Here is a 15,382-nt window from a genome sequence, read left to right on the forward strand (position 1 = left end):
TTTTTTGACGAGATACTCATTAAACAACACACATTACAAAAACAACTACTCACTTAAATGGCAAAACAACAGAAAACATGTCCTAAATGCTTTTCAGAACACGCTGTCAAAAGTGGTATTGTCAAGGATAGACAACGCTACAAGTGTAAAGAATGCGGCTATCATTTTACGGTTGAAAAACTGGGAAAGCAGATCGACCACTACTATGTAACCAAGGCGCTTCAACTCTATATTGAGGGGGTTAGTTATAGGGAGATTGAAAGAATATTAGGTGTGAGCCATGTCTCTGTCATGAACTGGGTCAAGCAATACAATATCAAAAGGGCTGAAAATACCGAATACCGTCCTACCTATCAGCTTTTCAGCTATAAAGAGCTACTCGCCTTCTACAAAGACCCTGCAAACCTGAAAGGTGCCGGCATGATCGTCACTGAAGTCGGGGATAAATACATGATGATCCGTTGGGAAAGGTTCCGCAAATAAGTGGAACCTTTTCTCTTTTAAAGTCCTCCCCATTTTCCGTTAAGACGTCCTTTTCCCAAAGATTCCTATATCTCCACCAAATCAGAAGAAATCTACACCTATTTAACAGAGATCTATACCAAATTAAATTTTAAATATTTAAATGATTAACTCGAATAAACGATTAATGATATAACAACTTCAAAACATTATATCACCTATTAAACTAACTTAAATCGATACTTTCTTCTAAAAACCCAATACAAACATATGGATACTAGCACCCAAAAAGTGAAAAACTCCGACCAAAAGGAGGAGAAAAGTTCTTTGAAAAAATATTGGAGCACCAACCTGAAGATATTAGCCTTCCTATTGCTGATATGGTTTACAGTGTCTTATGGCTTTGGGATTTTACTGGTTGAGCCTTTGAACAGCATTAAGCTAGGCGGTTTCAAGCTAGGTTTCTGGTTTGCACAGCAAGGGTCAATCTATGTATTCGTGGTCCTCATTTTTGCCTATGTCTGGAGGATGAACAGGCTGGATAAGGAACATGATGTAGATGAAAAGTAAAACTAAACATAAGACTTGAGATTTAAGACTGAAGAGAAAGATATGTTACTGGCCTTAGCGACAGCAATGTTGAATGCCTGACATCTTACAACTGCTAATACCTTATATCTCCAGTCCATCACAAACCCAAACAATACAACACTGAAATGGACGTACAATCTTGGACTTACCTGATAGTAGGAATCACTTTTATGATTTATATGGGCATTGCTCTCTGGGCTAGAGCAGGTTCCACCAAAGAATTTTATGTAGCAGGTGGCGGTGTCTCTCCACTTGCCAACGGCATGGCTACAGCTGCCGACTGGATGTCTGCCGCATCCTTTATATCCATGGCGGGACTGATCTCCTTTATGGGATATGATGGCGCCGTTTACCTGATGGGCTGGACAGGTGGCTACGTACTGCTTGCCCTGCTACTGGCACCTTACCTAAGGAAATTCGGCAAGTTTACTGTTCCGGATTTCATTGGGGATCGCTATTATTCTCAAGCTGCACGGACAGTCGCTGTCATCTGCGCATTGGTAGTATCTTTTACCTATGTAGCAGGTCAAATGCGAGGGGTGGGTGTGGTATTCTCACGCTTCCTTGAAGTGAACATTAATACCGGTGTGATGATCGGTATGGGACTGGTATTTTTCTATGCCGTATTGGGAGGTATGAAAGGCATTACCTATACACAGGTAGCACAGTACTGTATCCTGATCTTTGCCTTTATGGTTCCTGCTATTTTTATCTCGATTCAACTGACAGGAAATGCAATTCCACAGTTGGGCTTTGGTAGTACAATAACAGGCTCTGAAACTTACCTGCTTGACAAACTGGATGGACTCTCTACCGAACTAGGCTTTGCTGAGTATACTTCAGGCACCAAGTCCATGATTGATGTATTTGCGATCACTGCCGCATTGATGGTCGGAACAGCAGGACTGCCACACGTAATCGTCCGATTCTTTACCGTACCCAAAGTAAAAGATGCCAGACTTTCGGCAGGTTATGCGTTGCTCTTTATCGCCATCCTTTATACAACGGCACCTGCAATTTCAGCTTTTGCCCGTACCAACCTGATTGAAACGGTCAGCAACAAGCCTTATGATAGCATGCCGGAGTGGTTTTCCAAATGGGAAACAACAGGACTGATTGGCTTCGAGGACAAAAACCAGGATGGCAAGATCCAATATGTGGCTGAAGCTTCCCTCAATGAGCTTAGCATAGACCGTGATATTATGGTGCTTGCCAACCCCGAGATAGCCAACTTACCCAACTGGGTAATTGCCTTGGTTGCAGCCGGTGGTTTGGCTGCTGCTTTATCTACCGCAGCAGGTTTGCTTTTGGTGATCTCAGCATCCGTTTCACATGACCTGCTCAAGAAACAACTGATGCCTAATATCTCAGAAAAGGGAGAACTGTTTGCTGCCCGCATTTCTGCTGCTTTTGCAGTGGCAGTAGCTGGTTACTTCGGCATCAATCCTCCAGGCTTTGTGGCAGCTGTAGTGGCTCTCGCTTTCGGACTGGCTGCGGCATCTTTCTTTCCTGCGATCATTATGGGTATTTTTTATAAAAGAATGAACCGTGAAGGGGCTATAGCAGGAATGGTAGCTGGACTACTGACCATGCTTTTCTATATGCTGAAATTTAAATTCAACCTGTTTGGAGAAACTACTGCTGCTGATTGGTGGCTAGGTATTTCGCCAGAAGGATTCGGAACAGTAGCCATGATGGTCAATGTAGTGGCATCCATTCTGGTTTGCCATATGACCCCTGCTCCTCCATCCGAGGTACAGGATATGGTGGAAGACATCCGCTATCCAAGAGGAGCTGGAGCAGCCCAAATGCATTAAATACAGATACGAAGATTCGTGTTTCTACCAATTGTGTGTACTAATAAATATACTACCATAAAGATTCACCAATACAAAACAGTCTTACAAGAAGGGCTTTGCAGTATTTTGAATCTACTATTACCCATGAATGATTATGAAAATTTTGATTATGGACGATGAACCCAATATCTTAATGTCATTGGACTTTTCGATGAGAAAGGCTGGACATGAGGTATTCATCGCAAGGGATTTGGCTGAAGCCTTAGAAGCTTTAGACCACGAGCGACCGGAAATAGTCATTCTGGACCTGACCATGCAGGGCATCGATGGACAAATGATCTGCGATCATATCCAAAAGTCAACTGCTTTAGCAGAAACGAATGTTATCTTCTTGAGTAGCAACCCGAATGAAACAGATATACAGAAAGGGCTGGAAATGGGTGCAAAAGCCTATATCAGCAAGCCTTTTTCTACCCGCTTCCTGATCAAGGAAGTGGAAAGAATTTATAATGGATGACCGATGGTGGTCACCGGCAAAAGCAGCTTTACAATACTGACTGAGTGCCGGTTACTACCAAAAGGTTACCACTAGCTGATTTCTTATAATTACTGAATTTTTAAACACACAATAATGAGCCGAATTAACAACCTTGAAGACTACGCTGTTGACTATCGAAAAAGCGTAACCGAACCTGAAAAATTCTGGGCAGAACAAGCAGAACGTTTTGTCTGGAGAAAAAAATGGGATAAAGTACTGGAACACGATTTCCATGATTATAACGTGGAGTGGTTCAAGAATGGCAAGCTAAACATTACTGAAAACTGCCTTGACCGCCACCTATTAAACCGCAGTGATAAGATTGCCATCCACTGGGTTCCTAATGACCCTAAGGAGCCGGACAGAACTTTTACTTACAGGGAACTGCATGAAGAAGTTTGCCGCTTTGCCAATGTACTTAAGCGTAACGGGGTACAAAAAGGCGAACGTGTATGTTTGTATATGCCAATGGTACCAGAACTAGCCATTGCTGTACTGGCATGTGCTCGTATCGGTGCAATTCACTCTGTTGTATTTGGCGGTTTCTCTGCTAATGCCCTAGCCGACAGAATCAATGATGCTGATGCTAGAATCTTGCTTACAGCTGACTTCGGTCCAAGAGGAAGCAAGAAAATTGCATTGAAAGAAGTAGCGGATGAAGCAATGGAAAATACGCCTTCTATCAGAAAAGCTATCGTCTTGCAAAGAACAGGAGATGAAGTAAATATGGTAGAAGACCGTGACCTATGGTGGCATGATGAACTCGAGAGAGTAGATAATGAGTGTGCTCCTGAAATTATGGATTCAGAAGACCCGCTATTTATTCTTTACACCTCAGGGTCTACGGGTAAGCCAAAAGGGGTAGTCCACACTACAGGTGGCTATATGGTATACACGGCTTATACATTCCGAAATGTATTCCAGTACAAGGAAGATGACGTATACTGGTGTACTGCCGATATTGGATGGATTACTGGTCACTCCTATATCGTTTATGGGCCATTGCTAGAAGGTGCTACTTCTGTAATGTTCGAAGGAGTGCCGACTTACCCTGATGCAGGTCGTTTCTGGAGAGTTGTAGACAGACTGCGTGTCAATATTTTCTACACTGCCCCTACCGCCATCCGTGCACTGATGGCACAAGGACAAGAATATGTAGAGCTTTACAAACTGGATAGCCTTAAAGTATTGGGTACCGTAGGTGAACCGATCAACCGTGAAGCTTGGGAATGGTACCATCACCATATCGGAAAAGGTCATTGCCCGATCGTGGATACATGGTGGCAGACTGAAACAGGAGGTATTATGATCTCTCCAATAGCAGGGGTGCTACCGACCAAGCCAACATACGCAACATTACCACTTCCGGGCATTCAGCCAGTACTGCTTGACAATGACGGCAATGAATTGCATGGTAATGGAGTTGAAGGAAACCTTTGCATCAAATTCCCTTGGCCATCCATGCTTCGTACCACTTGGGGTGACCACGAAAGATGTAAGAACACATACTTCTCAACCTTTAAGGGATACTACTTTACAGGTGACGGTTGCCGCCGTGATGAAGATGGCTATTACCGTATCCTAGGTCGTGTAGATGATGTAATCAATGTATCAGGACACAGACTAGGTACTGCCGAAGTGGAAAATGCCATTAATATGCACGAAGCGGTAATTGAGTCTGCAGTAGTAGGTTATCCACATGATATCAAAGGTCAAGGTATCTATGCCTATGTAGTTTGTGATGCTGACAAGCTGGAGATTACAACCGTTCCTGAGATCAAGGATGAAATAATGGATGTCGTAATTGACAAGATTGGTAAAATTGCCCGTCCTGATAAGGTTCAGATTGTCCGTGGCTTGCCAAAAACCCGTTCAGGCAAGATCATGCGCCGTATCCTTCGCAAGATCGCTTCTGGCGAAACCAGCAACTTTGGCGATACTTCTACCCTGCTTGATCCAAGCATTGTAGATTCTATCAAGATTGGTGTGGTAAAGGACGAGACTGAAAAAGCGTAAAGCTAGACTTGAGATATAAGATAATAGATTAGAGAACCCCGTAAGTGTAATGCTTGCGGGGTTTTGTTTTTCATCAAATTTCAAATAATTCTTTTCTAAAAAAGACATACCGTCATTAAATTATAACAATTCACTCCTACAGAAATCCCCTCATTTATTTAACAACCTAAAAACCAATTAAAAAAAGCCACCTACATCATCTAAAAAAAACAAAACACATTCCTGCATCAACTCAACACACCTATTAATTAAAAACATTCTATTCACCTTACACGTATCTCACAATAGGATATTATTTCAAATAACTGTAACCAATTTGGGGTTATCACTTTTTAATATTAAAATATACCACTTTTTATCCATAGCAAAAACAAACACACTAATGAGATATACTTTTTGTTTACTATTAACCTTAATCCATTTTTTAGCTTGGAGTCAAGACATGGAAGTTCTAAAAATGGAACGCAACTTGAAAATTGAGTTAATTAATGAAAAACTGATAATTTCAGAAACCAATCATAATCTTAATAAATTCTACAAAAACCTTCCTCGAGTCACTAGGGAGTCTATTCATTTCTCTACACTTGAACCATTGGTTTCCTATAGCGCAGTCAGCCATATTCCTAACAGCAAGGGAAAGTTAAAATCAAAACCTGTCAAGATTTTTGAAACGAAAGATATCGTAAGGCCAGGTATTTTTTATGGAGGACAAAAAACGAAAGAATTTATCTACCCTTCTATCACTGAAGGAAGTCTTGGGGAGTTAACCTATACTAAACAGTTGGTAGACCCTCATATGATTCCCCCCTTTTACTTTTCTGACCTGTACGATGTAAAAGAAGCCCGATTTACAGTTACATTCCCTTCAGATGTTAAGATCCAATACAATCTATTCAACACTGATCAAGCTGAAGTCCAATTCAATTCTTCAGAAAAGAATGGTATCACAACCTATACTTGGGAAGCAAAAAACCTAAAACGTTTTATATATAATGAGAAAGCTCCTTCCAGAGCTTATTACGAACCACACCTTGTTATCCGAATAGCCTCCTATAACAGCAACGGCATTCAATATAACATATCTGGTTCTACAGATGACCTTTTTACATGGTACAATAGTCTAATCCGACAAATCCCTGCATTTAAAGACTCACAGGCAATGGAAGACAAGGTCATGGAATTAACCAAGGATTGTCAAAGTGAGAAAGAAAAAGTGAAGGTGTTGTACAAATGGGTTCAGTCCAATATCAAATACATTGCTTTTGAAAATGGGATGCAAGGCTTTATCCCCCATGCAGCAGGAGATGTGTTTAACAAAAAATATGGAGACTGTAAAGACATGGCTAATCTGCTTACTACTATGCTTAAGCATGCTGGTATAGAGGCGTATATCACTTGGGTAGGCACTAACAGCAAACCCTACAAATATACAGAACTACCTTGTACCATTTCTGATAACCATATGATCTGTTCCATCAAGTCAGACAATGGGTTCACCTACCTTGACCCCACCAACTCAGACCTTAGTCCTGATCGTATTCCTCGTCTGATACAGGATAAGCAAACCTTGATCCGGTTGAGTGACAGTACTTATACTATTGAAACGGTACCTATTACAGCAGCTGAAGAGAACAAACGTACTGACCTTTTACTTCTTAACATCAATGATAAAGAATTGATAGGAAAAGCAGTTGTTGTACTAAACGGCTACAGACATGAAGATTTCTTAGCTGATAGACTTCATGCTAAAATGGACCGTGAAACCAATTTTATCCGAGATTATGTACAACTTGGACAAGCAAGTGCTGCCTATTCCACTATCCAACAAGCATCTAAAGACACCTCCACTGTGATTGCATTTGATGCACAATTTTCACACGAAGTAATCGATCTTGACGAGAAACTTTATGTCAATCTCAACATTGACCCCTCAGTGGAAGAATTCAAGATTGACGATATCAATGACAGGGTTCATCCCATTCAACAGGATTACAAACATGACTATACCCTTCAATGTATATTCACAATTCCTGAAGGATATCAGGTAACCTATTTACCGGATGCAGTTACTTTTGAAAACAACCTGTTTGGTATCCAGACCTCTTATCTGCAAAAAGAGAAACAAATCATTTACACCAAAAAGATTTTATCTGATTACCTCGTAATGAATCCTGTACAGTTCAAGGATTACCAAAAATTTTTCAATGAAATACTTAAAGTTAAAAAACAGAAAATCACACTAACAAAACTCAAGAATGAAGACATTTAAGTTGACCTTATTTTTTGTCCTTTGCCATCTGCTAGTTTTTGCACAAGTCCCAAATGACATCAAAAAAATAAAATGGAAAGAGAATCCAAAGCTACATACTATCCAACATGAAAGCTTTCAGGATGAGTCTGCAGTTATTATCCTAGATAAACGTATTACAGAAATAAAACTAATAGCTGGAAAAGCTGTCGAGTTTTATACCATTCACAAAATCATCAGGGTTAATGATGATGCGGGTATCGAACGCTTCAACAAAGTTTACATTCCCATTCACAAAGGAGGCAGATTACTGGACCTTCAGGTAAGAACCATCGATTCACTTTCTCAAACGCAGAACTTTAACCGTTCTAACCTCAAGAAACTAGATAATGCTGACGGGTATGGTGATTTTAAGATTTTTGCTCTTGAAGGATTGCAAAAAGGTGGGGAACTGGAATATATCTATACACTAAAACGCAACTTTTCTGCATACAACAGAGAAGTATACCAAAGTGATATTCCTGTAGTCAATGCAAAGTTTGAGTTGGTACCTCCTACTGGATTTGGGTTTGTGACTAAATCCTACAATGGTTTTCCTTCGAGCTATGTAAGTAATGGAGCACATCACATTTCAGCAATGAATATCCCAGCCCTACCCAAGGAGGGATACTCTTCCTACAAATCAAAGTTGATGCGGGTAGACTATAAAATCAATAGCAATGCGGTCAATAAGAATTTGATCACTTGGGATCACCTTGCTGAAAACATCTTCAAAAATATTGTGCTTGGTAAAGGAGAGTCTGCAGCCAAAAAATTCGTCAAATCACTGGACATCATGGACAAACGAGCTGATGAACAATTAAAAGCTATTGAAAAAGAAATCAAGGAGACCTTTACGCTGAAGAAGGGCAGTTCTGAGGAATATAGTGATCCTGCCTATGTCCTGAAAAATCACACAGGTACTGAAATGGGTATTTATAGAACATATATCAAATGTTTTAGGGCATTAGACCTTCCATTTACAGTCGTGTTGTCCAGTGGCAGGGCACTCGGTCAAATAGATGAAAGCTTTGCTCACCCCATGGACCTTAACGATATCATCTTTTACTTCCCAAGACACCAAAAGTTTATCTGTCCTTTAAATAGAGGAATGAGATTTGGCGCAGCTCCTGAATCGATTGCTGGCAACAACGGACTGTTCTTTAATTGTTATTATTTAGACAATCAGATCAAACTAATCAGCGCCTATGTAGGTGAAATTCCATTTTTGCCTGCTGAGGAAAATAATCAGGGAGTACATGCTGACATTCATTTCAATAAGCAAATGGATGAAGTTTCGATCAAGCAGAAGCATATGAGTCAAGGCTATTTAGCCTATATATTCCGGTTCATTTTTGCAACTGCAGACGAAGAGCAAAAGCAAGATTTCAAGATGCAAGTCTTAGCTTCTGCTATTGAGGATATCCAATACCAATCCTTCGAAGTTGAGAATGGAGAGCTTGAAGATTCGTATGACAATAGTAAATACCTCATTTTTCACTCCGAGTACACCTCTCAATCTATGGTTGAAAATGCTGGAGAAGATGTACTCCTTTCTGTGGGGAAAATTATAGGACGACAAATGGAATTATATGATGAAAAACACAGAGTAACTGATGTCGTACTTAATCAAACCAAAAGGTATACCCATAAAATTAGGGTACATATTCCTGAAGGTTATACTATCAAAGGATTGGATCAACTCAATATCAATAATAAAGTGGTTGTTGATGAAAAAGAAGTGATGAAATTTGAAGCATCGTATACACTTGAAAATAGTGTTCTAGCCATTCTGATTCATGAAAACTATGAAGTACTTGAACTAGACAAAGCCTATTATGAAGATTACAGGAAAGTAATCAACTCTGCGGCTGATTTCAATAAGGTTACACTTGTCCTACAACCATTAGAACAATAAAACCAACAACTTACCAAAAGGCAGTCTCTATTTCAGAAGGCTGCCTTATTGGTGATATTCATATACTATATCACCTAATAAACTCTATAATTAGGAATGTGATATAAGCCTTTCATTTACTAATACCACAGAACATTATAACAACTTTATACTTACACCCTAAACCTTCGCTTCGTTAATATGGGGATTTATTAAAATGAAAAGCTACTTATTTAAACATGGAAAGTTAATGTTATTAGGGGGTGGCACTCTACGGTACAGTTTTAATAACAAAGTGAGTTAAGGGTGTAATACTGGATTACAGGATATTTGCAGGTTATTTAAGGGCTGATTGGGGCAAGAAAAAGCAAAGGTCTAACTTTGCCGTTCGCCAAAACCACAAGCCAGACCTTTACCTTTATGTTGACTGCAAATATACTTGAAATCCTCTGCGGTTTCCAAATCGTCAAAGGCAAACCAAGCAAACAGGTACTAGCCAAGCTAATTACGGCCTTGGTGGAAGATGAAAATGTGCAATTTCATCAGATAGCCAAAAACTTGCCATCCAAGGCGCAAAAAGCTTCTCGGACCAAGCAAGTCAAACGCTTTATGTCAGGAGCTGTGTTCAATTATCAGGCCCTGATGGCATGGTTGTTTTCCTGCCTGCCATCCGGAAAGATCACCCTCTGCATTGACCGAACCAACTGGCAGTCCAGAAAGCAGGCAGTGAATATTCTGGCCGTGACAGCCTACAGTCATGGCGTGGGTTTCCCACTGGCTTTTCGGCTACTGGACAAAAAAGGAAACAGCCACCAGCAGGAGCGTATTGATTTGCTGAAGGAAGTGCTTCAGATTGTACCTCCCGAGCGGATCGGGAAAGTGATTGCAGACCGGGAGTTTATCGGCAAAAAGTGGCTTCGGTTTATGACCATGCAAGGGATTGTCTTCTGCGTTCGGATTCCATCACACCACAAAATCAGCATCGATGGTGTGGAGAAAACAGGAGAGGTATGGAGCAAAGAAGGCTTTCGCTGTACTGACCGAAGAGCGACGATCTATGGAATGGACCTGACCCTTTCCATGCAGATGACCAAGGATAAAAACGGGCGAAAGGACTACCTGATCGTAGTCTCAAACCTGATGAAAAGCGGCTTGCTGTCAAGCTATAGAAAACGGTGGAGCATCGAGGTGTTCTTCCAGTCGCTCAAAGGGCGGGGATTCAACCTGGAAGCCACTCACCTGACCAAATTGGATCGGCTTGAAAGACTTTTTGCTGTGGTGTGTATGGCCTTTGCTGTTTGTCACTTATTTGGCGTGGCTTTCCATGAAAAAGTACAAAACATAAAAGTAAAGAACCACGGTTACAGGGAGAACAGCTATTTCAGAAAGGGAAAAGATCTGTTGCAGGAGCATTTCTGTACGAGACCCCGCCAAGTAGGTAATGAGATCAAAGGACTTTGGAAGAAGTTTTGGAGGGGAATTAGTTCCAAAACACCATCTGAAAAACTGGTTTTTAGTTGGTTATAAAAAAGTGTACCGTAGAGTGGGCGTAATGTGTTTTTCAATGCTCCTGTAGCATATTTTAAAACTGATGAAGACACATCTTTTTGTCCTAATGCCTTTTCTCCCACATTATTAGTATTTGTGGTTGCAAAAGCATTTAGCGTTTCAGAAAAAAAGAAACCTTTCCCTTTTACAGCAAATTTTTCATTATACCCAACCCCCGCATCTACCTGTGTTTTAATAACTCCCTTAAACTCTTCTTTTGTCTCTATGTTGATCACAGGGTCCTGAATACGCTTGAAGTCTAAAGTGAACTTATCTTTATAATTATCGATAATCTGGACATTTTTCATTATCTCATAATTCAAATTGTCCAATGCCACTTTATTTTGGTTTATAAAAACTTCTTTTCCGTTTATTAAAACTTTATTTATTTGTTTCCCTTGATATGAAATAGTGCCTTCTTCACCGATTATTACGCCTTCAGTTTTATCAAGCATTTCACGTAAAGTACTTTCTTTACTTAAATTCATATGTTCGGTATCCAAGTCTAGTGTATCCGTTACTTCTCGAACCTCAACTACCACTTCTTTAAGTTCTATGATACTTTCTTCTAAAGTAATTTCCACTGATTGCCCATTTAGTTGCAATGAGATTATTTTTTCTTCAAAACCAATGGAGGTGACATTAATGGTTATTGCTTGTAAAGCAGAAGGTATTTTTAAAGAAAATTCCCCTTGTGCATTACTGATATCATAGGTTATTGGCACTCTACGGTACAGTTTTAATAACAAAGTGAATTAAGGGTGTAATGCTGGATTACAGGATATTTGCAGGTTATTTAAGGGCTGATTGGGGCAAGAAAAAGCAAAGGTCTAACTTTGCCGTTCGCCAAAACCACAAGCCAGACCTTTACCTTTATGTTGACTGCAAATATACTTGAAATCCTCTGCGGTTTCCAAATCGTCAAAGGCAAACCAAGCAAACAGGTACTAGCCAAGCTAATTACGGCCTTGGTGGAAGATGAAAATGTGCAATTTCATCAGATAGCCAAAAACTTGCCATCCAAGGCGCAAAAAGCTTCTCGGACCAAGCAAGTCAAACGCTTTATGTCAGGAGCTGTGTTCAATTATCAGGCCCTGATGGCATGGTTGTTTTCCTGCCTGCCATCCGGAAAGATCACCCTCTGCATTGACCGAACCAACTGGCAGTCCAGAAAGCAGGCAGTGAATATTCTGGCCGTGACAGCCTACAGTCATGGCGTGGGTTTCCCACTGGCTTTTCGGCTACTGGACAAAAAAGGAAACAGCCACCAGCAGGAGCGTATTGATTTGCTGAAGGAAGTGCTTCAGATTGTACCTCCCGAGCGGATCGGGAAAGTGATTGCAGACCGGGAGTTTATCGGCAAAAAGTGGCTTCGGTTTATGACCATGCAAGGGATTGTCTTCTGCGTTCGGATTCCATCACACCACAAAATCAGCATCGATGGTGTGGAGAAAACAGGAGAGGTATGGAGCAAAGAAGGCTTTCGCTGTACTGACCGAAGAGCGACGATCTATGGAATGGACCTGACTCTTTCCATGCAGATGACCAAGGATAAAAACGGGCGAAAGGACTACCTGATCGTAGTCTCAAACCTGATGAAAAGAGGCTTGCTGTCAAGCTATAGAAAACGGTGGAGCATCGAGGTGTTCTTCCAGTCGCTCAAAGGGCGGGGATTCAACCTGGAAGCCACTCACCTGACCAAATTGGATCGGCTTGAAAGACTTTTTGCTGTGGTGTGTATGGCCTTTGCTGTTTGTCACTTATTTGGCGTGGCTTTCCATGAAAAAGTACAAAACATAAAAGTAAAGAACCACGGTTACAGGGAGAACAGCTATTTCAGAAAGGGAAAAGATCTGTTGCAGGAACATTTCTGTACGAGATCCCGCCAAGTAGGTAATGAGATCAAAGGACTTTGGAAGAAGTTTTGGAGGGGAATTAGTCCCAAAACACCATCTGAAAAACTGGTTTTTAGTTGGTTATAAAAAAGTGTACCGTAGAGTGAGGGGGTGGAATAGGTACCTGCGCTGCATTTATGAGAATGAATCACATTTCTTATGGGAAACAACTAGCCTACTTAGGAATTTTAATTTCCATTATTGGACTTATATTTTTTCTTCGAAACCTAAAATCACCAGAGTAAGAACTTGCACAGAAAGTTCTACTTATAGGTAAAGGATCAAATTACTCCAACATAAATTCAATACTTTTTCCCACAAACCATGTTCTTATACAGAATGCCATTGTAGTAACAAGAAATCAATAGATAATTGAGTAAAAATAGAAGCCCCAAAGAAATTTCTTTGGGGCTTCTATTTCCTATATACTCTTGAGATTCAACTCAATTAAACACATTGATATACCTATTCAAAAACTCCCAATACTTATCCTTAAACACATCGACTTCCATCTCCATATTAGCATATCGAAGTTTTAACTGGTCAATTACCTTTACAGGTTTACGGAAGTCTTTACAAGCAAAGAAAATAGTCCTTTGGTTGTCGCCAGTTTCCCTACCCAAACACAGGTATCCATCCAGATCCTTTAGCTCTTCCACCAAGATATCCTCAAACTCATCCATTGCCTGATAAGTAACTTCATCAGGCATGCCATTTTGAGAGGAACCATCATACCTGATATCCAAAACGGCCATCCAAGGGTGAGAAGCTTTAGCATCCCACTGCAACAATGTCTGATTCATTACGGCTATAATAGGCAGTCCTTTCGGTGTTTTCAGCTCCAAAGCCACATATTGATCATTTTCTGTATCATGGCGCATGCTGTCGTACTTCTCCACAAATTCCTTTTCTCTCCAATTCAGGTAATCTGACAGTTTTTTGATATCAATCAACTCCTTTTGGGTATCATCCGGTCCAATCACATTAATGGCATCTATCATGGTCAAGGAATTCAGTTCTCCTAGATAGCTATCAAGATAGATATAAGCACCATTGGAAATTAGCGGTGCTTCCTCCTTATTGAAATGTTGATAAACCAGTGAGATATCTATCTTATCAGGATAAGCCGCATGTTCATTAATACAAAAGCTAAAGGTTTTGTCATTGAAGTTGTGATCTGCCATATTGATGGACATGGTATGCCCCCCAATAGGTTTATGAGCCGTAATTCTCCAGTTTGGAAGCTTGGGTGCACAAGCCACTAGCTCTTCCACATAAGGCATTACTTTGAAGTTACCATCAGACGTAATCACCAGCTCAGCAGTATCATCATTACACATACCTGTCTGAAGATAGAAGCCTTCATTCAATTGTCCCAGTAAAGGAAAAATATGGTCAAGAAAGTTTTTCTCTATATCATTCCTACTTTTTACCACCTCAAAAAAGCTTGCCTCATTTTCGGTAAACCACTCCCAAAATTCAGCGTATGTACTGACCTGTACTTTCTGTTTTCTCTTCAATATCCTGTCAAAAAATCCCATATTATTACAGTAAAAAATTTATCTAAATAAAAAGTAAATCATCCTCCTTTTCAGTAGCCCTATATAAAGTCAAAAAATAGATCAATAGACTTTTCATATCAGTATATAATATCAAAACGATTCCTATTTTTTATAAGTAAGCAATATTTTTAAAATTATGTACAATGTGCCACAAACATCATGAAGCAAGTGAAGCCATCACTCACTCAACAGTATTTTGCACTAAACAAAGAATCTGCTAGATTGAGAATGGTATTAACAGGTTAAAGCAAAAACAATTTAAACGATGGGCAACACTACAAGCAATCATGATGAACGTATAGCAAAGATGAAATTTGCATCGGTCTATCCACACTATGTTACTAAGGTTGAGAAAAAAGGTAGAACAATAGCAGAGTTACATCAGGTAATAGAATGGCTGACAGGGTACAATGAAAATAAGCTACAAGAACTGATTGAGGAAGAAGTTACCTTTGAAACTTTTTTTCAGCATGCCTCCCTCAATGCAAATGCTCACCTGATTAAAGGAGTCATCTGCGGCTACCGTATAGAAGAAATTGAAACCCCATTGACACAGCAGGTTCGGTATCTGGACAAACTGGTGGATGAATTAGCCAAAGGGCGTAAGATGGAGAAAATTTTACGGGTTGCGTAATTTGGCTAAAACCTAAATAATAAGACTTAATTTGAGATGTCTCATTGGCTATGTATGGTTTTATAACCACCGCCAAGCGCTCACGTAGGAACACTCCTATGTGAGCGCTTAGTGTTTAAGAACAGGTTATTAAGACCAATCAATAAGATTTAT

At 40.2% G+C, this 15,382-nt stretch carries 11 protein-coding genes; 10 read left to right on the forward strand and 1 reads right to left on the reverse strand.

What is annotated here, in order from left to right; genetic code table 11:
* The first annotated feature begins 57 nt into the window (after positions 1-57).
* From V6R21_RS23325 to V6R21_RS23365, 9 genes are all read left to right on the forward strand, one after another.
* Complete coding sequence (locus V6R21_RS23325; protein ID WP_334245945.1) at positions 58-483, forward strand: IS1/IS1595 family N-terminal zinc-binding domain-containing protein; 426 nt, start codon at positions 58-60, stop codon at positions 481-483.
* 249 nt (positions 484-732) lie between these two features.
* Positions 733-1,032 carry a DUF4212 domain-containing protein gene (locus V6R21_RS23330; RefSeq protein WP_334245946.1) on the forward strand — a complete coding sequence of 100 codons (300 nt, stop codon included), beginning with the start codon at positions 733-735 and terminating at the stop codon, positions 1,030-1,032.
* A gap of 146 nt (positions 1,033-1,178) precedes the next feature.
* On the forward strand, positions 1,179-2,870 hold the full coding sequence (locus tag V6R21_RS23335; RefSeq protein ID WP_334245947.1) for a sodium:solute symporter family protein: 1,692 nt from the start codon (positions 1,179-1,181) through the stop codon (positions 2,868-2,870).
* Positions 2,871-3,006: 136 nt separating this feature from the next.
* On the forward strand, positions 3,007-3,369 hold the full coding sequence (locus V6R21_RS23340; protein WP_334245948.1) for a response regulator transcription factor: 363 nt from the start codon (positions 3,007-3,009) through the stop codon (positions 3,367-3,369).
* A 111-nt stretch (positions 3,370-3,480) separates the two neighbouring features.
* Complete coding sequence (acs, locus tag V6R21_RS23345) at positions 3,481-5,406, forward strand: acetate--CoA ligase (protein ID WP_334247599.1); 1,926 nt, start codon at positions 3,481-3,483, stop codon at positions 5,404-5,406.
* Between the two features lie 442 nt (positions 5,407-5,848).
* The gene (locus V6R21_RS23350) at positions 5,849-7,675 is read left to right on the forward strand and encodes a transglutaminase-like domain-containing protein (protein ID WP_334245949.1); all 1,827 of its coding nucleotides are present in this window, start codon (positions 5,849-5,851) and stop codon (positions 7,673-7,675) included.
* Positions 7,662-9,611, forward strand: coding sequence for a hypothetical protein (locus V6R21_RS23355; protein ID WP_334245950.1), 1,950 nt, complete (start codon positions 7,662-7,664; stop codon positions 9,609-9,611). Before V6R21_RS23350 ends, V6R21_RS23355 begins: the two co-directional genes overlap by 14 nt.
* Before the next feature lie 399 nt (positions 9,612-10,010).
* Positions 10,011-11,117, forward strand: a complete 1,107-nt coding sequence (locus V6R21_RS23360; protein ID WP_334245951.1) for an IS4 family transposase — start codon at positions 10,011-10,013, stop codon at positions 11,115-11,117.
* An 896-nt stretch (positions 11,118-12,013) separates the two neighbouring features.
* Positions 12,014-13,120 carry an IS4 family transposase gene (locus V6R21_RS23365; protein WP_334240753.1) on the forward strand — a complete coding sequence of 369 codons (1,107 nt, stop codon included), beginning with the start codon at positions 12,014-12,016 and terminating at the stop codon, positions 13,118-13,120.
* Positions 13,121-13,476: 356 nt separating this feature from the next.
* Here V6R21_RS23365 and V6R21_RS23370 read toward each other — a convergent pair whose 3' ends face one another.
* The gene (locus V6R21_RS23370; protein WP_334245952.1) at positions 13,477-14,574 is read right to left on the reverse strand and encodes a DUF695 domain-containing protein; all 1,098 of its coding nucleotides are present in this window, start codon (positions 14,572-14,574) and stop codon (positions 13,477-13,479) included.
* Between the two features lie 286 nt (positions 14,575-14,860).
* On the opposite strand from V6R21_RS23370, the gene V6R21_RS23375 reads away from it, so the two are divergent.
* Positions 14,861-15,229, forward strand: a complete 369-nt coding sequence (locus V6R21_RS23375) for a DUF2200 domain-containing protein (protein WP_334245953.1) — start codon at positions 14,861-14,863, stop codon at positions 15,227-15,229.
* Positions 15,230-15,382 lie beyond the last annotated feature (153 nt).

The sequence above is a fragment of the Limibacter armeniacum genome (assembly GCF_036880985.1).
Lineage (GTDB): Bacteria > Bacteroidota > Bacteroidia > Cytophagales > Flammeovirgaceae > Limibacter > Limibacter armeniacum.

What these genes read in the sequence shown, in the direction of transcription:
- V6R21_RS23325 (WP_334245945.1), top strand. Translation starts at nt 58, where the DNA reads ATGGCAAAACAACAGAAAACATGTCCTAAATGCTTTTCAGAACACGCT.
- V6R21_RS23330 (WP_334245946.1), top strand. Translation starts at nt 733, where the DNA reads ATGGATACTAGCACCCAAAAAGTGAAAAACTCCGACCAAAAGGAGGAG.
- V6R21_RS23335 (WP_334245947.1), top strand. Translation starts at nt 1,179, where the DNA reads ATGGACGTACAATCTTGGACTTACCTGATAGTAGGAATCACTTTTATG.
- V6R21_RS23340 (WP_334245948.1), top strand. Translation starts at nt 3,007, where the DNA reads ATGAAAATTTTGATTATGGACGATGAACCCAATATCTTAATGTCATTG.
- V6R21_RS23350 (WP_334245949.1), top strand. Translation starts at nt 5,849, where the DNA reads ATGGAAGTTCTAAAAATGGAACGCAACTTGAAAATTGAGTTAATTAAT.
- V6R21_RS23355 (WP_334245950.1), top strand. Translation starts at nt 7,662, where the DNA reads ATGAAGACATTTAAGTTGACCTTATTTTTTGTCCTTTGCCATCTGCTA.
- V6R21_RS23360 (WP_334245951.1), top strand. Translation starts at nt 10,011, where the DNA reads ATGTTGACTGCAAATATACTTGAAATCCTCTGCGGTTTCCAAATCGTC.
- V6R21_RS23365 (WP_334240753.1), top strand. Translation starts at nt 12,014, where the DNA reads ATGTTGACTGCAAATATACTTGAAATCCTCTGCGGTTTCCAAATCGTC.
- V6R21_RS23370 (WP_334245952.1), bottom strand. Translation starts at nt 14,574, where the DNA reads ATGGGATTTTTTGACAGGATATTGAAGAGAAAACAGAAAGTACAGGTC.
- V6R21_RS23375 (WP_334245953.1), top strand. Translation starts at nt 14,861, where the DNA reads ATGGGCAACACTACAAGCAATCATGATGAACGTATAGCAAAGATGAAA.